Annotated in this window: 17 protein-coding genes and 1 other RNA gene; 11 read left to right on the top strand and 7 right to left on the bottom strand. The window is 56.8% G+C overall.

Going from position 1 to position 16,866, the window contains the following annotated elements; translation table 11 throughout:
* Positions 1 to 34 precede the first annotated feature (34 nt).
* Together ssrS and HZS52_RS04250 are read right to left on the bottom strand one after the other, a co-directional pair.
* A non-coding RNA gene (ssrS, locus tag HZS52_RS04255) (6S RNA) lies at positions 35 to 217 on the bottom strand.
* A 92-nt stretch (positions 218 to 309) separates the two neighbouring features.
* Positions 310 to 609 (bottom strand): cell division protein ZapA, encoded by a 300-nt coding sequence (locus HZS52_RS04250; RefSeq protein WP_022521011.1) that lies wholly within the window; start codon positions 607 to 609, stop codon positions 310 to 312.
* A 181-nt stretch (positions 610 to 790) separates the two neighbouring features.
* Between HZS52_RS04250 and HZS52_RS04245 the strand changes: the two genes are divergently transcribed.
* The 4 genes from HZS52_RS04245 (at position 791) to HZS52_RS04230 (ending at position 5,390) form a co-directional block, all read left to right on the top strand.
* Positions 791 to 1,369, top strand: a complete 579-nt coding sequence (locus HZS52_RS04245; protein WP_022521010.1) for a UPF0149 family protein — start codon at positions 791 to 793, stop codon at positions 1,367 to 1,369.
* A gap of 40 nt (positions 1,370 to 1,409) precedes the next feature.
* Positions 1,410 to 2,750: a Xaa-Pro aminopeptidase gene (gene pepP, locus HZS52_RS04240; RefSeq protein ID WP_190374862.1), complete on the top strand. Its 1,341-nt coding sequence runs from the start codon at positions 1,410 to 1,412 to the stop codon at positions 2,748 to 2,750.
* A 94-nt stretch (positions 2,751 to 2,844) separates the two neighbouring features.
* A complete protein-coding gene (gene ubiH / locus HZS52_RS04235) occupies positions 2,845 to 4,074 on the top strand; it encodes a 2-octaprenyl-6-methoxyphenyl hydroxylase (RefSeq protein ID WP_190374193.1) in 1,230 nt (409 codons plus the stop codon).
* A gap of 35 nt (positions 4,075 to 4,109) precedes the next feature.
* A complete protein-coding gene (locus HZS52_RS04230; RefSeq protein ID WP_190374192.1) occupies positions 4,110 to 5,390 on the top strand; it encodes a UbiH/UbiF/VisC/COQ6 family ubiquinone biosynthesis hydroxylase in 1,281 nt (426 codons plus the stop codon).
* Positions 5,391 to 5,402: 12 nt separating this feature from the next.
* Here the strand turns inward: HZS52_RS04230 and HZS52_RS04225 are convergent, their stop codons facing one another.
* From HZS52_RS04225 to gpmI, 3 genes are all read right to left on the bottom strand, one after another.
* A complete protein-coding gene (locus HZS52_RS04225) occupies positions 5,403 to 6,719 on the bottom strand; it encodes a S41 family peptidase (protein WP_190374191.1) in 1,317 nt (438 codons plus the stop codon).
* A 106-nt stretch (positions 6,720 to 6,825) separates the two neighbouring features.
* Positions 6,826 to 7,944, bottom strand: a complete 1,119-nt coding sequence (locus HZS52_RS04220) for a murein hydrolase activator EnvC family protein (RefSeq protein WP_223828046.1) — start codon at positions 7,942 to 7,944, stop codon at positions 6,826 to 6,828.
* A 23-nt stretch (positions 7,945 to 7,967) separates the two neighbouring features.
* Positions 7,968 to 9,545, bottom strand: a complete 1,578-nt coding sequence (gene gpmI, locus HZS52_RS04215; protein WP_159177869.1) for a 2,3-bisphosphoglycerate-independent phosphoglycerate mutase — start codon at positions 9,543 to 9,545, stop codon at positions 7,968 to 7,970.
* Between the two features lie 367 nt (positions 9,546 to 9,912).
* Here gpmI and HZS52_RS04210 point away from each other — a divergent pair, with 367 nt between their 5' ends.
* From HZS52_RS04210 to HZS52_RS04200, 3 genes are read left to right on the top strand one after another with little or no spacing between them, the layout of a single operon-like run.
* Entirely contained in the window at positions 9,913 to 10,335 is a 423-nt protein-coding gene (locus HZS52_RS04210; protein ID WP_027958472.1) for a rhodanese-like domain-containing protein, read from the top strand.
* Positions 10,336 to 10,376: 41 nt separating this feature from the next.
* Positions 10,377 to 10,877: a protein-export chaperone SecB gene (gene secB / locus HZS52_RS04205; RefSeq protein WP_027958471.1), complete on the top strand. Its 501-nt coding sequence runs from the start codon at positions 10,377 to 10,379 to the stop codon at positions 10,875 to 10,877.
* 15 nt (positions 10,878 to 10,892) lie between these two features.
* Positions 10,893 to 11,657, top strand: a complete 765-nt coding sequence (locus tag HZS52_RS04200) for a 16S rRNA (uracil(1498)-N(3))-methyltransferase (RefSeq protein WP_414120777.1) — start codon at positions 10,893 to 10,895, stop codon at positions 11,655 to 11,657.
* A 25-nt stretch (positions 11,658 to 11,682) separates the two neighbouring features.
* Here the strand turns inward: HZS52_RS04200 and HZS52_RS04195 are convergent, their stop codons facing one another.
* Both HZS52_RS04195 and HZS52_RS04190 read right to left on the bottom strand, forming a co-directional pair.
* On the bottom strand, positions 11,683 to 12,231 hold the full coding sequence (locus HZS52_RS04195) for a hypothetical protein (RefSeq protein WP_159177871.1): 549 nt from the start codon (positions 12,229 to 12,231) through the stop codon (positions 11,683 to 11,685).
* A complete protein-coding gene (locus tag HZS52_RS04190) occupies positions 12,224 to 13,852 on the bottom strand; it encodes a sodium:solute symporter family protein (protein WP_159177872.1) in 1,629 nt (542 codons plus the stop codon). Before HZS52_RS04190 ends, HZS52_RS04195 begins: the two co-directional genes overlap by 8 nt.
* A 171-nt stretch (positions 13,853 to 14,023) precedes the next feature.
* On the opposite strand from HZS52_RS04190, the gene HZS52_RS04185 reads away from it, so the two are divergent.
* The 4 genes from HZS52_RS04185 to ruvX all read left to right on the top strand — a co-directional run bounded on the left by HZS52_RS04185 (position 14,024) and on the right by ruvX (position 16,835).
* Complete coding sequence (locus tag HZS52_RS04185; RefSeq protein ID WP_159177873.1) at positions 14,024 to 14,716, top strand: CvfB family protein; 693 nt, start codon at positions 14,024 to 14,026, stop codon at positions 14,714 to 14,716.
* 77 nt (positions 14,717 to 14,793) lie between these two features.
* A complete protein-coding gene (gene gshB / locus HZS52_RS04180) occupies positions 14,794 to 15,750 on the top strand; it encodes a glutathione synthase (protein ID WP_027958467.1) in 957 nt (318 codons plus the stop codon).
* Positions 15,751 to 15,822: 72 nt separating this feature from the next.
* Positions 15,823 to 16,380 (top strand): YqgE/AlgH family protein, encoded by a 558-nt coding sequence (locus HZS52_RS04175; RefSeq protein ID WP_159177874.1) that lies wholly within the window; start codon positions 15,823 to 15,825, stop codon positions 16,378 to 16,380.
* Complete coding sequence (gene ruvX / locus HZS52_RS04170; RefSeq protein WP_144810127.1) at positions 16,380 to 16,835, top strand: Holliday junction resolvase RuvX; 456 nt, start codon at positions 16,380 to 16,382, stop codon at positions 16,833 to 16,835. Before HZS52_RS04175 ends, ruvX begins: the two co-directional genes overlap by 1 nt.
* The last annotated feature ends 31 nt before the right edge of the window (positions 16,836 to 16,866 follow it).

Raw genomic sequence — 16,866 nt, 5'->3', positions numbered from 1 at the left:
TATCCTCTATATTTTCGCATAGCCTAGACTTTGGGTGTTCTCCAGAGTGCCGCTGTCATTCTGGCCCTGAACCTACTGGTTCAGGTGGGTGGCCGCAGCCAGACCGTCAGGCTTTCCGACGCACGGACATGCACACGGGCCTGGCTAGCATTTGGCCCCCTGGGTATTACGCATAGGCTCGAGGGACTATAACGACTGGCGTACACCCCAGAGAACCCCGCCATCCTAACAGAGCGACGGCTAATGCCAAAGGTCTGGGTTAAACGTTCGCCGAGTCTTTAGATCGTTGACAGCGCTTTCAGGTAAAGCCTAAGACTGGCGCGTTTTGGATAATGCCCGCTCAAGGCGCTCATTTAAACGGTTCAGGCTCTCTTCACCGGCACGGTGCTCATCCATGGCTTCAAGAAGTTCGTGGGTGATATTGAGGGCCGCCATGATCGCCACACGCTCACTCCCCAGCACGCTGCTTTGGGCATTGATACCCTGCATGGCGCGGTCTAAGTAGCGCGCGGCGCGATCAAGTTTGGCTTCTTCGCCCGTGTCGCAGGCAATGATATAGCCGCGCCCTAATAGGGTTATTTCTTTGGTTGGCCGCTTGGCGTTGCTCATCAAAGACTCCAGCACGGGCCAGCAAGGGGCCCAATGCGTTAACATCACAGCATAGGAAGATAGGTGTCACTCACTATAAGAGAGGCACTTGTGCGCGGTCAACGCGCGGGCGAGTGCATCTCGTACCATTGCCGCCACCCTATCCCCCACACGCCCAGTAAATACGAGGTTATTAAATACTATGTCATTGATTGATGAGCGTCAGGACTTCTCCGATGTCGCAGATGTCTTTCTTCTCCATGGCAGCATGCAGTCGCCGGCGTTTTTGGATGGCCGCTTATGTGCGCTGCTGGCGTTACGCGATGTGAATGCAGAGGCTTGGTTGGACGAAGTCTGCCAGAGCCTTGGTGTTGAGCAGCCCCGCGATCAGGCAAGTGCCGAGCGGCTATTAGGCTGGCGGCGGCAAACCGTAGAGGCGCTTAGCGCCAGCGACCTGGACTATACCCCACTGCTACCCGACGAGCTGTTCTCCCTGGGCGAGCAGGCGCAGGGTCTTAAAGAGTGGACGCTGGGCTTTATTGAGGTGGTCGATGAAGTGGCCGACAACGAGCTGCGCGAGCGTTGGTCTCAGGCGCTCCGTGAGGCGATTGATGACTTGCAGGCGCTGGGTCGGATAGATACCGATATCGACGACAGCCCCGAAAACGAAAACGATCTGTTTGCGCTTACCGAACATGCCCGCATGGCCGCTATGCTGCTGTATACCGAGCAGCACCCCGGTATGCCGCAAGTCGAGCAAACTGACGCACCCGTTCACTAATCCCGTTGCCTAGATAGGAGCCGCTATGCTGTCCGACCCTGTGTTGCCTACGTTGTTACCTCGCCCCCCTGCGATCAGTATGGGCGAGTACCGCCACCGCCGTGACGCCTTAATGGCCCAGCTGCCGGATAACGCAGCGGTGGTGCTCCCCGGTGCCGGACTGATGACCCGCTCCCGGGACAGCGAATTTGCCTTCCGCCAGAACAGCGATTTTTACTACCTGACAGGCATACGTGAACCGGATGCGTTGCTATTGCTGCTACCAGGGCGCGCTGAAGGTGAAAGCGTGGTGTTCTGTCAGGATCGAGACCCTACGATGGAAGCCTGGACAGGGCGCCGTTTGGGTGCCAAAGGCGTGGTCGCTGAATACGGCATCGATCAGGCGTTTGAAAACGCAGTACGTGATGAACGGCTGCCTGAATTGTTGGCAGGTCGTGAGCTACTTTATCTGCCGCTAGACAATGCTGAAGCTGTCAGCATGGCTGAAGATGCTTTACATGAAGCCCTGGTCGGGCTTAGACGCGGTCGGCCACCGCTAAAAGGTTGGCTGGATATCAACCCGTTGGTTCACGCCATGCGGCTAATCAAAAGCGATGCTGAAATTGCCCTGCTCAGACATGCGGCGCTGATATCTGCCCATGCTCACCGGCGCGCCATGCAGGTGGCGCGCCCAGGGCTGAGCGAATTTCAGCTCCAGGCAGAGTTAGAGCATGAGTTTGTCTGGCATGGGGCCAGTGGCCCTGCCTACAGTACGATTGTGGGTAGCGGTGCCAACGCCTGCGTACTGCACTATATTGAAAACAGCGCACCGCTGTGTGAAGACGGCTTGGTGCTGATCGATGCAGGTGCCGAGTTTGAGTTATATGCTGGTGATATCACCCGCACATTCCCGGTGTCCGGGCAGTTCAATGATGCCCAGCGGGCGCTCTACCAAGTGGTGCTCAACGCCCAGCAGCGCGCTGTGAGTGCCGTCCAGCCGGGTGCCACCCTTGCTGATATCCACCAGGGCGTGGTGCATGACTTAACTGCCGGGCTGATTGAGCTTGGCCTGCTGGAAGGCGACGTTCAGGCGCGCATCGATGATGAGAGTTATCGACGTTTTTACCTGCACTCAACGTCACACTGGTTGGGGCTGGATGTGCACGATGTCGGCACTTACCGGTTGGATGAGCAAACACCTCGGCCACTGGTTGTAGGTATGGTGCTCACCGTGGAGCCTGGCCTGTATATTCCTAGTGAAGACGATATTCCTGATGCCTATCAGGGGATTGGTATTCGTATTGAGGACAATGTGGTCGTCACTAACGAAGGCCATGAAGTACTGACCGCAGACGTGCCTAAACAGGTCGTTGAAATCGAAGCATTGATGGCTAAAAAGTAACCAGTCATCAATGTCTATAAAAGTCTTTATGTAAATTACGTTACGAAATTATTATTACCTCTTTATGAGTCGGCGTCGTGGCCGGGAGAAGCCAATGCAGCAGTCTAATCAGGCGGTTAAGGGAGCGCTGACGCATGACATTGTGATTGTGGGCGGGGGGCTGGTAGGCGCCAGTTTAGGCTGCGCCCTGGCGCCGCTGATTGAACGCTATGGCTGGCGTGTGGCGATCATTGAGTCGGCGCCTATGGCTGTTCAGCCACAGGAAACGACCTGGCAGCCCAGTTTTGATGCCCGGGCCAGTGCGATTGCAGAAGGTTCAGCCCAGCGCTTCCAACAGTTGGGTGTGTGGGAAGCGATGCGTGATGAGGCCACGCCTATCAAGCGCATTCACATCAGTGAGCGAGGCCGCTTAGGAGCGACACGGCTGAGTGCTGACGAGCTGGGTGTCGCCGCGCTGGGGCATGTCATCCCCAATGCGTGGATGGGACGTGTGCTGCACCAACGGCTTGCCCAACTACCGCTGGAGTGGCACTGCCCGGCGAAGGTTGAGCAACTTACTCCCGTGGCTAATGGGCATGATCTGCAGCTCTCAGACGGTAGCCAGTTGACGGCAGGACTAACGGTATTGGCAGATGGGGGACGCTCTGGTCTTAAAGAGCAGTTAGGCATTGGCAGCCGCCATGAGTCTTACCAACAGACGGCGCTGATCGCCCACGTGGGGGTAAGCCAGCCCCACATGGGCGTCGCTTATGAGCGCTTTACCTCCCAAGGACCAATGGCGCTGTTGCCGCTCCCCGGCCAGGCCATGGAGTTGATCTGGACGCACCCCACTAGCAGTGAAACAGCGCGTATGGCGCTTCCCGAGCGTGAATTTCTGTTGCAACTTCAACGTGCCTTTGGTGATCGAGTGGGTCGCTTTACCCAGGTAGGCACCCGACACGCCTATCCGCTTTCACTGGTCACCGCTGAAGAACCGGTGCGTCCAGGGCTGGCGGTATTGGGTAACGCTGCTCATGCCTTGCACCCGGTCGCGGGGCAGGGGTTCAACTTAGCCCTGCGTGGGGTAATGGATCTTGTCGAGGCCCTGGAGCAGGGTGAGCAGGCCAAGCGGCCGTTGGGCGATATGAGTACGCTGCAAGCCTTTGAAAAGCAGCGCTCCCGAGACCGCGCCAATGTGATTCGCTTTAGCGACGGGCTGGTGCGGCTGTTCGGGCTCTCCTTCCCGCTGCTGCCCCATGCTCGGGCCGCGGGGTTAATAGGTTTGAATCTGGTTGGGCCCTTGCGGCGAGGGCTGGCTCGCCGCGCCATGGGCTTAGAACGTTAAGCTTATACATCCTAGCCCACGAACAAGGGAACGCTATGCATACGGACTCATCTATTGCGAAGCCGTCGGTGGAAAGCTTTGAAGCGATTATTGTTGGCGGTGGTATGGTCGGTACCGCGCTCTGCGCGCTGTTAGCCCAGGCAGGCATGCAGGTAGCGCTTGTTGAGGCAAAGCCCGCGCCGTTAAGCCTTGAAGATGCTACTAGCGTGCTGCCAGCCCCGCGGGTTAGCGCGTTAACGCCGGTCTCTCAGCGTTTGCTAACCCATTTGGGCGCTTGGCCTGCGATGCAGAAAACCCGAGTGACTCCTTACCAAGGCATGCAGGTATGGGATGCCGAAGGCAGTGGTGAAATTGCCTTTTCTGCCGACGAGGCGGGTGTCGCGGTGCTGGGCCATATCGTTGAGAACGCGGTCACGCTGGCCGCGCTCAATAGCCAGGTCGTTGACCATCCCAATGTCACCCCATTTTTTGGCGCTCGCCTACAGGCGCTGCAGCGCCCAAGCTCATATCCTTCAAAGCAAGCCTCAAGTGGCGACTGGCTGATACTTGACGATGGGCGACAGCTACATGCGCCGTTAATCATCGCCGCAGATGGTGCCCACTCGGTGCTACGCGAAATGGCCGGTATTGAGGTGGCCAGTGACGATATGCAGCAGGAGGCTGTGGTAACCACCGTTAAGTGCGCCAAGCCCCATGGTGGGGCGGCTCGGCAAGCGTTTATTGATGGTCGCCCACTGGCGTTTCTGCCGTTAACCGTGGAAGGGGATGACCATTACTGCTCAATTGTATGGTCGACTACGCCGGAGCACGCCGCTGAACTGAGTGAACTGCCCCGCGAAGCGCTTGGGGAGGCACTGGGGAGAGCATTTGGTCATCGCCTAGGTGAGGTAACGGTCTGCGATAAGGCCCACCGTTTTCCGTTAGTGCAGCGCCATGCCCGTCACTATGTGCAACCGCATTTCGCATTGGTGGGGGACGCTGCCCACAGCATTCATCCGCTGGCGGGCCAGGGCGTCAATTTAGGCCTTATGGATGCGGCGGTCTTGGCAGAAGAGGTGGTGTATGCCTGGCAGCGCGGTGCGCCCTGGGGAGAGTTAAGCACCTTGAAGCGCTATGAACGCCGGCGGCGCTTTGATAACAGCGCCATGCTGGGGCTGATGAAGGGGTTTAAAGTACTGTTCGGCAGCCACGACCCGGCGTTGACGCTGGCGCGTAACCTGGGAATGAGTGGCATGAACCAGTTGGTGCCGCTAAAACGGGTATTGATGCGGCAGGCGACCGGGGAGCGCGGCCGCCTGCCGCTTAGCTGTCGTTAAATCAGGTTGCCGTCAACGCCGTTGACGGTCGACTACGTTGAGTGCTTTAAGCAGATTAAGCGCCTCGCTGAGTTGGTAATCATTGAGTAGTCGCTCGGCCATCTCCTGGCGATCCCGTGGCGCCTGCTGAGCGCTTAGGTGGCCCTCGAGGTCGGCTTCACGAATCTCCCGGCGGCTCTCGGCGACTTCCAAGCGACCACGCACAACGTCTACATCGGGCTCAATGCCTTGGGCCTGAATGGAGCGACCGTTGGGAGTGTAGTAGAGCGCCGTGGTAAGTTTGAGTCCTTCGCCATTACCGAGTGGCATAATCTGCTGCACTGAACCTTTACCAAAACTATCGGTGCCCATAATCACACCACGCCGCTGATCCTGCAGCGCCCCGGCGACGATTTCCGCCGCTGACGCACTGCCACCATTGATCAACACGACCAGCGGCACATCGGCAGCGGGCGTGGTGGGTGAGGCAGAGAACGACATTTCGGTATCTGAGAGGCGCCCCTCGGTATACACGATCAAGCCCTCATCCAGGAACAGGTCGGCAATGCCGACGGCGGCCTGTAGCACCCCACCGGGGTTATTACGTAAATCGAGTACCAACCCTTCTAAAGGCTGTTCGCGAGCCATAAGCTCAAGCGCATCGCGCGCCTGTTCCGGTGTGCGCGCCTGAAACTGACTAACGCGCAGGTAGCCATAACCGGGCTCGAGCAGCTCATGTTTAACGCTTTCGCTGCGAATAACCTCGCGGGTCAGAATAAATTCCCGCGGCGAATCTTCGCCTGAACGCAGCACGCTAATGCGTAGATCGGTGCCCGGCTCACCGCGCATCAGGGTGACGGCCTCTTGCAGCGACATGCTGTCGGTGGGGGTGCCATCAATGGCGACGATAATATCGCGAGAAAGTAGCCCCGCGCGGGAAGCGGGGGTGTCGTCGATAGGCGTAATCACCATGAGCTGACCATTCTCGGTGCCCACTTCGATACCGATGCCGCCAAATTCGCCCTGAGTCGACTCGCGCAGGCTCTGATACTCCTCCTCATCCAAGTAGGCGGAGTGGGGGTCTAGCTCGCTCAGCATGCCACGCATAGCGTTGCGCAGCAGCGTACTGTCATCGACCTCCTCAACGTAGGCACGCTTAATGCGTTCAAACACCTCGGCGAAGGTCTGAATATCTTCCAGGGGTAGTTGGTCGTAGGATGGCTCATCCACCGCACCACTACCGGCTGGCTGGGCGAGCAACGGTAGCGGGGCCGCCAGTAAAGCAATCGGGAGCAGGGTAGCCAAGAAGCGCTTGGCGGGGGCTGATACCCCGGTAACTGATAGCGTCATGCAGACTCCGCAGGGCGATAGGTGGCGCCATAGCGCGCACCCTGTCGTGGAAAGTGTTTAGTTGAAAATGAACATTGAGACATCAATAGTCATGCAGCTTATCCCGTCAGCGACGCGCAATCCAACGCTGTGGATTAATTGGTTCACCCCCGCGGCGAACTTCGAAGTAGAGTGCCGCGCGGGTTTGACCACCGCTATCACCTACGCGACCAATTTCATCACCGCGACTGACCTGCTGACCAGGCCTGACGCTAAACTGTTGCAGGTGAGCATGCAGCGTCATGATCTGGTCACCGTGGTCGATAATCAACAAGTTACCAAACCCCCGCATCCAGTCAGCGAATACCACCCGGCCAGTGTGTACGGCAGTGACCGGGGTGCCCGCGCTGGCCTGAATCACAATACCGTTATAGTGCACGCCGTCGCGATGGTGAAAACTGCTGCTGATTGAACCCTGTACCGGCCAAGGCAAATCACCTTGGGTGCTTACAATATGCGTAGTAGGCGTGGGTTCAGCAAGTTTTGCCATCTCCGCCTGGATATTACGCAGTACCCTTTCGGCCTCTTCGCGGCTCTGATTGAGGTCGGCCAGCCGCTCCTCTTCGCTTCCGTAGCGGTCATCCAGATTGGAAACAACGCCTCGCCGTTCGGTGGTGCGTTGGGCTAACAGCGCGCTTTGCTCTTCTAACTCGTCGGCCAGCGTATCGAGGCGGGCCTGCCGCTCGCTTAGTTCCTCCTGAGTATCGGCGAGCGCCGTATCGAGGCGGGCGATAGCATTTAAGCGGCGATTGCGTGCTTCGGTCAGCCGATTCATATACGCCTGCATACGATCAAGCTCGGACGGGTCGCCCTGGTTAAGCAGCAGTTTGAGCTGCGGCGTTGGGCCAAGGCGGTAAAGTGCTGAGAGCTGCTGGCCCAAGGCTGCATATTGGTCGGCACGCTCGCTCTCCAGTCGGTCACGATGTTGACGGAGCTGGGTCGTTTCATCATTCAACTGGCGGCGCTCAGCTTGTAGCGTGTCTAAGCGCTGATGAGTCTCGGCAAGCTTGGTTTCGACTTCCTTGAGCTCACGTTCGGCGCTATCGCGAGCCTCGCCAGTGGCGCTGAGGCGTTGGGCAACGGACTCGATCTCTTGGCCAATTGCATCCAACTGCCGACGCGCAGCACTTTCATCCTGCTGGGCGAAGCCTGCTGGCGCATAACTTAGCGCCAGCAGGAGGGTCATTGCCAAATAGCGCCAAATAGACATTACTTGAAATGAATCAGTGCTTTACCCGTCATCGCCTCGGGCTGTTTCTGATCCATCATGGTCAACAGCGTGGGGGCTAGGTCGCATAGCTTGCCCTCCTCAAGCGAGGCTGGGCGCTTGCCAACGTAAATAAGCGGTACCACAAAGGTGGTGTGGGCGGTTTGTGGTGCACCCGTTTCAGGATGAACCATCTGTTCGGCATTACCGTGGTCGGCGGTAATTAAGCAGGCGCCGCCTGCACGCTCGATGGCTTCAACGACACGACCCACGCAGGTATCGACGGTCTCAATGGCTTTTACCGCCGCATTGAAGTCGCCGGTGTGGCCGACCATATCGCCGTTGGCGTAGTTACAAACGATCAGGTCGAAGCTGCCGCCGTCAATGGCATCGACAAGCTTATCGGTAATCTCAAAGGCGCTCATTTCAGGTTTTTCGTCGTAGGTGCGCACATCACGGGGAGAGGGCACCAGGATGCGCTCTTCGCCTTCGTACTCGGCTTCGTTACCGCCTGAAAAGAAGAACGTCACGTGGGGATACTTTTCGGTTTCGGCAATACGCAGCTGCTTCAAGCCACGCTTGGCGACGACCTCCCCCAGAGTGTCATTAAGATCAGATGGCGGGAAGGCGGATGGCGCAGGAATGTCAGCGGCGTACTGGGTCATCATTACCAGCCCTTTACCGGCAAGCTTAGGGCATGCCCGCCGCTCGAAACCGTTGAAATCCGGCTCGGCAAAGGCACGAGTTAACTCACGGGCGCGGTCGGAGCGGAAGTTAAGGAAAATTGCTGCATCGCCATCCTGCAAAGTAATTGCATTTTCTTTGGAACCATCTTTGAGCGGTATGCTGCTAGCCGATACGAATTCGTCGGTTTCACCGCGCTGATAGGCGTCACGCAGTGCGGTTTCAGCGCTGGTGGCGTAGTACTCTGCTTGGCCATCGGTAAGCAGACGGTAGGCCTGCTCGACGCGCTCCCAGCGGTTGTCGCGATCCATGGCGTAGAAACGGCCAATAATCGAGGCGACAAAGCCATTGTCAGCGCCCACCAGCTCGGCCAGGCGAGCATTGGCGCGCTCTATTGAGGCCAACGCACTTTGCGGTGGCATGTCACGACCATCGAGAAAGGCATGAATAAAAATACGCTGCGCCCCACGGCGTGCCGCAAGTTCGGCCATGGCAATGAAGTGGTCTTCATGGCTGTGGACACCACCGGGGGAGAGCAGGCCAATCAAGTGTACCGGCCGGCCATTGGCGACAGCTTCGTCAATCGGCTGGGTGAGGTTGTCATTAACATCCAGGTCACCGTCTTCAATCGCCTTGCTGATACGGGTAAAGTCCTGATAAACGATACGTCCGGCACCAATATTCATATGGCCAACTTCAGAGTTGCCCATCTGACCTTCGGGGAGCCCCACGTTAAGGCCATCGGTGTGAACGAAGGCGTGAGGGCGGCTTTCCCACAGTTTATCCATTGTCGGCGTATGGGCAGCGGCCACCGCATTATGGTCGCTCTCGGGGTTGTGGCCGTAGCCGTCGAGAATAATCAGCGCCACGGGGCGCGGGGTGCGAGAAGTATCCATAAAAAAACCTCGTTAAGATTGGCAAGCCGAACGACTCGAAAATTCGGGGTCGCGACAGGCGCACGCTTGGGGCATCATAACGCAGGCAACTGCCAGGCGTCATGATTTAGGAGCCTGTCCGGCTTAACACTGATCTACTGCGAATCCCGGTATTTTGGCCAACTTTAGTCGATCGATTTCGTTAAATAGCGCGCTATTCGCCTCAATCGATCGATAAATTTGGATCAGAATCCGTGCTTCTCGCGACGATCGGTCAAGCCGTACAACCTCCTGGCCTGCGCGGGAAGCTATCTGACGTGTATACTTGTCGCGTTTTGGCAGCGGTTAGGCCGCTTTTTTCTGCATAGACCAAGAGATTGTGTTCGCGATGATCGATCAGGTGTTCGAATTCGTACAGAACCACCCCCTGCTAGTTGGGGCATTTTTGCTGGTGCTGATAGCGTGGATTATTTATGAAACGCGCAGCGCCGCCACGAATGCACTGACTGCCTCGCAGGCCACTCAGCTTATCAACCGCGAAGACGCGGTGGTGCTGGATATCCGTGAAAACAAAGACTTCAAAGCCGGGCATATCGCGGGGGCGCGCAACATTCCGCAGAGCAACCTCGATAGCCGCATGAGCGAACTGGATAAAGTAAAAGCCCAGCCGGTCATCGTGGTTTGCAAGCACGGTCAGAGTTCTGGCGCCGCACAGGCCAAGCTCACCAAAGCAGGCTTTGAGCGTGCTTACAAGTTGAGAGGCGGTATGGCGCAGTGGCAAGGCGACGGCCTTCCGGTGGTTAAAAAGTAAGCAACGCTACCTTTATTTAATGAACAATCAGGAGTTTTCTCATGGCGGAAGATAACAACACCCCGCAGGCTGGTGCCGCGGCGGACGAAAAACCGCAGCTCAAATTCTCGCTGCAGCGTATTTATGTAAAAGATATTTCGTTTGAAGCGCCCAATTCGCCCTCGGTGTTTAAGCAGGCGTTCAAACCTAAGGTGAACCTGGATCTTAATACTACCAGCACTAAAATTGCTGATGACCAGTATGAAGTGGTGGTCAAAGTCACTGCCCAGGTGAACGACAACGAAACCGGTACCACCTCTTTCCTGGCGGAAGTAGAACAGGCGGGCCTTTTCCGTATTGCCGGTATTGAAGGTGCGCAGTTGGATCAGACCTTAGGTGCCTTCTGCCCTAACCTGCTGTTCCCCTACGCCCGCGAGTGCGTGGATAACCTGGTCAACCGTGGTGGTTTCCCGCCACTGATGCTGGCACCGGTTAACTTCGAAGCGATGTACGCTCAGCGTAAGCAGCGCGAAGCTAAGCAAGCCGCCGAAAACACTCACTAAGCGATGCCAAAAGCCATGTCAGAAACGCACGCCGCTGATTGGTACGCCCTGCATGGCAAAATGCCACGTCTCTATGTGCCTGCTGCTTTCGTAGCAGGCAGAGAACTTGCATTGCCTGATGGCCCGGCGCGCCACATCACCCGCGTGTTGCGCATGGGCGAAGGTGCACCGTTGGTGCTATTTGACGGCCAAGGTCTTGAGGCGGGGGTGCGCTTGGCGGACGTTAGCCGCAAGCAGGCGCTCGTGCGGGTCGAAGCGGTATGGTCGGGCAGTGGTGAATCGCCGCTGTCTGTCCATTTAGGCCAGGCCATCTCTAAAGGCGACCGAATGGATTATGCCATCCAGAAGGCCGTCGAGTTGGGCGTTGCGGCGATTACTCCGCTGTATACCGAGCGCGGTGATGTGCGCTTAAAGGGCGACCGTGAAGATAAAAAGCTAGCCCACTGGCAGGCAGTGGCTGCCAGCGCCTGCGAGCAGAGTGGCCGTGCGGTGGTGCCCCAAGTGAATTCACCGATGCCGTTATCAGCATGGCTTGAAGAGCGCCAAGAGCCGCTGCGCTTGATGCTGCATCTAGCGACCGGCAATGCGTTTGATCGCCAAGACCGACCGGCTTCGGTAGCGCTGCTTATCGGCCCTGAAGGCGGTTTAAGCGAGAGTGATATCGCCGCTGCCCAAACCGCTGACTTTACGCCGCTGACTCTCGGCCCACGGGTTTTGCGTACGGAGACGGCACCGGTGGTGGCGCTTTCGTTGCTGCAGCACTACTTTGGCGATTTGTAAGTACTTACTACCTGCCAAGGCCTTATCAAACTGCTTTTTCCCTTCGTTCGCTTGCCTCTGAACGCTTTGTCTCTGATTCCGGCCCATTTCGATATGCCTGCTGAAGGCCCTTAAGCACGATGGGTTTAAGCATCGGCAGCGGTTCACCTGATAGCCCACTGATCACCAGCAAGCGGTGTTGCCGGCCGCGCGCATAGCCCAGCCAGCAAGGCAGCCATATCGGCGTCGGGGTGCTACCCAGCACCTGGATTCGCCAGTGACGTGGTGTCGCCATACGCTCCCATAGCCACAGCCGGTTCAGTGCTTCTGGCGTTGGCGGTAAACCGCTATCAATGTTAAGTGCTGAGCTGGGTTCTTCGACCTGGGTGGGTAGTTCGGCACCCACTAATAGCAGTGCGCGGCGCATTTCCTTAGCACACAGTAGCCAAGCCCCCGGCGTGCCATTAGGCAGGCCAAGTGCGGTCGCCCAGAGGCCAACCCAGGCAGGTTCGCAAGCCGTCGCGCCAAGTCGCTGTAAGCACCGTTTAGCAGTATCTTCTTCAATCCGCCGCGCAAGTGTTAAGCGTTCAGCCATTTGCCCACCCCTGCAGCAGCGCTAGCATGCCCAGTATGAGACAAAACCAAGCGAATAGGCCGATACAGCGACGGCGCGTCAACCGTGCCTCTTGACCAATCACCTGGGCGTTATCGGCTCTCGCGGCCAATACGGCCTGCATATCCGGCGCGGCTTCGGCCATCATCACATCGCTTAGCTGATCTTGGCTGGGGGCGGGCGCTGTTAGGCTAACGAGGTAGCCAACGCTCATCGAAACCACTACCCCCACCGTGTTGTTATACAGCCACGAGATATCGAGGAGCGCAGAGACAGCCCATACGGAGAGCATACCGGCAATCAGTCCGGCCATCGCTCCTCGTGCGTTGGAGCGGTGGCTAAAAATAGCCAATAGGAAGGTACCTAGTAGCGCCCCATAAAACCACGAGCCGATTTGGTTGACCGCCTCGATCACAGGGCCAAGATTACCGGCGAAGAAAGCAAACAGGGTGGCATAAAGCCCCCAGAAAATGGTGGCCATGCGTGATGCTTTCAGATAATGAGCATCGCTGGCATTGGGGTTGATATAGCGACTATAAAAATCCCGCACGGTTACCGCCGAAAGCGAGTTGAGCGCCGAGTCGAGGCTCGACATCGCCGCGGCAAACACTCCGGCAATGACTAGTCCCGCCATGCCTGAGGGAAAGGCACTGACGACATAGCGGGGCAGCAGCTCATTGAGATCCTCGGGTGGTGTTAGCCCATGCTGCTGGTAATAGGTGGCCAAAATGACGCCAATAAATAGAAACAGCAGCATCTGCGGAATCAGCAGGTAGCCGCCAATCAGCAGCGAGCGCTGAGCATCGAGCACTGATGGGCTTGAGAGCACTCGCTGGATTTGGCTCTGGTCGGTGCCGAAGTAGGCCACATGCAGGAAAAAGCCACCGAACAGTCCGGCCCATAGCGAGTAGGTCACGCTGGGGTCGAAGGACAAATCGATGGCGTTGAACATCCCGCTGGCCGCGCCAAACTCGAAGACATCGCCCCAACCGCCAGGCAGGCTGGTCACTAAAAAGAAGATGCTTAACAGCGCGCCAAGCCAGAGCACGAACATTTGCACCACGTCAGTCCAGATCACCGCGCTGATACCGCCCAGCACGGTATAGCTGATCGCCAGTACCGCCATAATGATAATGGTGAGGTTCACGCTCCAACCGGTCACCACCGCAAGCACGAGCGCTGGCGCATAGAGCACCACGCCAGTGGCTAGGCCGCGGGCAATCAGAAACAGCAGGGCGGTAAGGGTACGCGTCGCTGGGCCGAAACGACGCTCCAGCAGTTCGTAGATACTATAGATGCCCGCGCGGTGGAAAATAGGTACCAGCACCAAAATCAACACGATCATGGCCAAGGGCACATTGATAAACGTCACCAGGCGTTCAAGGCCTCCCTCGAAGCCCCAGCCCGGCGCCCCGATAAAGGTGATCGCGCTGGCTTGGGTTGCCATGACCGAAAGACCGATGGCCCAGCCGGGGATTTTGCGACCGCCTAGAAAATAGTCTTCGGGGTTATGCTGATCTTTGCCGAAGCGTGAACCAATCCAGGCGATTAAGCTGATGTAACCAATCAAAACTACCGTATCAAAAAGCGTGAACCCTTCCATGTTCGCTCCTCTACGCCTAATTTTGTCTAGTGTTTTGAGAGTAGCAGGTTGTGTGGTGTTTGCTTTTTCAGGCGGCAGACATGCTTTCAACCACTAAAAAATGCTATCTCGCTTTGCCCTGTGGGTGTCAGGCACCATAATGTTGGTCTATTTTCTTGAAGGACGTTACCCATGGTGCGTGAGTCATACTCATCCCCCCGATCCGCCAGCGATGCAGCCGCCCAGTTGGGAGAAGTGGCGTACCTAACGGTTACGGCCGTCAATAACATCGGCGCGTTTTTGCAGTGGGGGCAGCCAAAAGATGTGTTGCTACCGTTTAGCGAGCAGCATTTTCGCCCTGATCCCGGTAAACGTGTTCTGGTTATGCTGTACAGCGACGACCAGGGGCGGCCAGTGGCGTCGATGAAGCTGGATCGTTTTTTGACCGATGACGCCTGGGCCATGGAAAAGGGCGACGAAGTCGCCGTAGTGGTGGCGGAGCGAACTGACCTGGGGATGAAGGTGGCGGTGAATCACCGCTACTGGGGGCTAATTTACCAGGACGACGTCACTCAGCCATTGCGCCGTGGCCAATCCGTTAAAGGCTATGTGAAGCAGCGTCGTGAAGATGGCCGCCTCAATATCTCGCTGCTACCGCCAGGCGCTGCGCGTTTAGATGTAGTCGGTGACAAAATTATGCAGGCGCTACGTGAAAGCGGCGGCTATTTGGCACTCGGGGATAAAAGCCCTGCCCATGAAGTTAAAGCACGCTTAGGGGTGAGTAAAAGTGCTTATAAACAAGCCATTGGGCGGCTTTATAAGCAGCAGTTAATCACTCTGGAGCCTAATGCTATTCGCATAGTGCCTAGCGCGCTCGGCGAGTAGTTAGCTGGGGCAGTTGGAGCCTAGCGGGCAGTACGGCATACTGGGCCTCTATTGTTCATGTTTGGATAGTGCCCCCGATGAGCCAATCAAATCTGCATCTCGGCGTTGTGATGGATCCCATCAGCGACATCGCTTACAAGAAAGACACCACCATGGCCATGCTATGGGCCGCCCAGGAGCGCGGTTATACCCTGCACTATATGGAGCAGGAAGACCTTTTCTTGAATGCAGGGCAAGCCTACGCACGTATGCGGCCGTTAACGGTGCATCGTGATCCGAACCACTGGTACGACCTGGGCGAGCCCTCTGCGCGTCCAATGGTTGAGCTGGATGTGGTGTTGATGCGTAAAGACCCGCCCGTCGATGCCGATTTCACTAACGCCGTGCATTTATTAGGTTTTGCTGAGCGTGAGGGTGTGCTGGTGGTTAACCCCACGGCAGCGCTGTTGCAGTGTAATGAAAAGCTGTTTGCGCAACAGTTTCCTCAGTGCTGCGCGCCGACGCTTGTGGCCAGCCGCGACGATGTACTGCGCGCCTTCCATGCGGAGCACGGCGATGTAATCTTCAAGCCACTGGATGGCATGGGCGGTACCGGCATTTTTCATATTGGCCCGGAAGGCCGTAATATCGGCGCGGTCATTGAGCAGCTTACCTTGCGCGGGCAGCGGCAAATTATGGCTCAGCGCTACCTGCCGGAAATTAAGAATGGCGATACGCGTATTCTGTTAGTCGATGGTGAGCCCGTTCCTTTTGGACTGGCGCGTATACCCTCTGCGGGCGAGACTCGTGGCAATCTAGCTGCCGGAGGGCGGGGCGTGAGTCGCGAGCTTACTGATCGTGATCGCTGGCTAATTCAGCAGGTACAGCCCATGATTCGGGACAAAGGCTTAATGTTTGTCGGCCTCGATGTCATCGGTGACTATATTACTGAAATCAACGTCACCAGCCCCACCTGTGTGCGTGAAATTGATGATCAGCGGGGCACCAATATTGCCGGTTTACTGCTGGATGCCATCGAGCGCCGCTTAGCCTAGGCACGGCTTCACTCTTATAATGACACTTATTACGCTATGTCTGCTGAGATGCCAGCAGGCAGTGGGAGACGCATGCAAAGTTTGAAACATCACTTTCTAATGGCTATGCCGCATTTAGAAGATCCTAATTTTGCCGGTAGTCTGATCTATCTTTGCGATCACGATAACAACGGCTGCATGGGGGTGATTACTAACCGACCGTTAGAGATCACGCTTGAGGCGCTGTTTGATCAGCTGGAATTAGGCGGTGAAACAAGCCCACATCGTAATGCGCCGGTTTATTATGGCGGGCCTATGCATAAAGACCGTGGCTTCATTCTGCATGTCGGCGATAGCCAGCAGTGGGACTCGAGTATCCAGGTGGAGGACGGTATTGCGCTGACCACCTCGCTGGATATTCTTCAGGCCTTTGCCGCTGGCGAGGGGCCAGAGCACTTTTTAGTCTGCTTAGGCTGCGCGGGCTGGGAAGTCGGGCAATTGGAAGAGGAGTTGAAGGAGAACAGCTGGCTAACGGTAGAAGCCGAGAGCAACGTGCTCTTCAATACCCCACCTATCGAGCGTTTAACCGCGGCGGCTGGTTTGTTAGGTATTGATCTTAATTTAATGACCCGAGACGCGGGGCACGCCTGATGGCCGAGGCGGGGCAACGCTTAATCCTGGCCTTTGACTATGGCACCCGGCGTATCGGTGTGGCGGTAGGCAACGAGCTACTGCACAGCGCTCGGGAGTTGACTCCCTTGACGGCACGGGATGGGATTCCCGACTGGAATGTCGTTTCACGGCTACTTAACGAGTGGCAGCCGGATCTGCTAGTGGTGGGGTTACCGCTGAATATGGATGGTAGCGAGTCAGAGATGAGCGCTCGCGCTCGTAAGTTTGGTAATCGTCTGCATGGCCGTTTTGGCAAGCCATGTGAAATGGTTGATGAGCGAGGCACCACGCGGGAAGCGAAAATAATCGCTCGCGAGGCAGGCCATAAAGGTAACTATCGTCAAGATAGTGTCGATGGTATTGCGGCTATTCTTATTCTTGAAGGCTGGTTTGCCCACCAGGAAGGTTTACCTGGCGGGCGTCTATCCCTATAACCGCTATCTTTAAATTCTCTTCTTAAGTTCT

The sequence above is a fragment of the Vreelandella titanicae genome, from assembly GCF_014697095.1.
Taxonomy (GTDB): domain Bacteria; phylum Pseudomonadota; class Gammaproteobacteria; order Pseudomonadales; family Halomonadaceae; genus Vreelandella; species Vreelandella titanicae.
This window is presented reverse-complemented; position numbering and strand designations above follow the sequence as displayed.

What these genes read in the sequence shown, in the direction of transcription:
- HZS52_RS04250 (WP_022521011.1), bottom strand. Translation starts at nt 609, where the DNA reads ATGAGCAACGCCAAGCGGCCAACCAAAGAAATAACCCTATTAGGGCGC.
- HZS52_RS04245 (WP_022521010.1), top strand. Translation starts at nt 791, where the DNA reads ATGTCATTGATTGATGAGCGTCAGGACTTCTCCGATGTCGCAGATGTC.
- ubiH (WP_190374193.1), top strand. Translation starts at nt 2,845, where the DNA reads ATGCAGCAGTCTAATCAGGCGGTTAAGGGAGCGCTGACGCATGACATT.
- HZS52_RS04230 (WP_190374192.1), top strand. Translation starts at nt 4,110, where the DNA reads ATGCATACGGACTCATCTATTGCGAAGCCGTCGGTGGAAAGCTTTGAA.
- HZS52_RS04225 (WP_190374191.1), bottom strand. Translation starts at nt 6,719, where the DNA reads ATGACGCTATCAGTTACCGGGGTATCAGCCCCCGCCAAGCGCTTCTTG.
- HZS52_RS04220 (WP_223828046.1), bottom strand. Translation starts at nt 7,944, where the DNA reads ATGACCCTCCTGCTGGCGCTAAGTTATGCGCCAGCAGGCTTCGCCCAG.
- gpmI (WP_159177869.1), bottom strand. Translation starts at nt 9,545, where the DNA reads ATGGATACTTCTCGCACCCCGCGCCCCGTGGCGCTGATTATTCTCGAC.
- HZS52_RS04210 (WP_027958472.1), top strand. Translation starts at nt 9,913, where the DNA reads ATGATCGATCAGGTGTTCGAATTCGTACAGAACCACCCCCTGCTAGTT.
- secB (WP_027958471.1), top strand. Translation starts at nt 10,377, where the DNA reads ATGGCGGAAGATAACAACACCCCGCAGGCTGGTGCCGCGGCGGACGAA.
- HZS52_RS04200 (WP_414120777.1), top strand. Translation starts at nt 10,893, where the DNA reads ATGTCAGAAACGCACGCCGCTGATTGGTACGCCCTGCATGGCAAAATG.
- HZS52_RS04195 (WP_159177871.1), bottom strand. Translation starts at nt 12,231, where the DNA reads ATGGCTGAACGCTTAACACTTGCGCGGCGGATTGAAGAAGATACTGCT.
- HZS52_RS04190 (WP_159177872.1), bottom strand. Translation starts at nt 13,852, where the DNA reads ATGGAAGGGTTCACGCTTTTTGATACGGTAGTTTTGATTGGTTACATC.
- HZS52_RS04185 (WP_159177873.1), top strand. Translation starts at nt 14,024, where the DNA reads ATGGTGCGTGAGTCATACTCATCCCCCCGATCCGCCAGCGATGCAGCC.
- gshB (WP_027958467.1), top strand. Translation starts at nt 14,794, where the DNA reads ATGAGCCAATCAAATCTGCATCTCGGCGTTGTGATGGATCCCATCAGC.
- HZS52_RS04175 (WP_159177874.1), top strand. Translation starts at nt 15,823, where the DNA reads ATGCAAAGTTTGAAACATCACTTTCTAATGGCTATGCCGCATTTAGAA.
- ruvX (WP_144810127.1), top strand. Translation starts at nt 16,380, where the DNA reads ATGGCCGAGGCGGGGCAACGCTTAATCCTGGCCTTTGACTATGGCACC.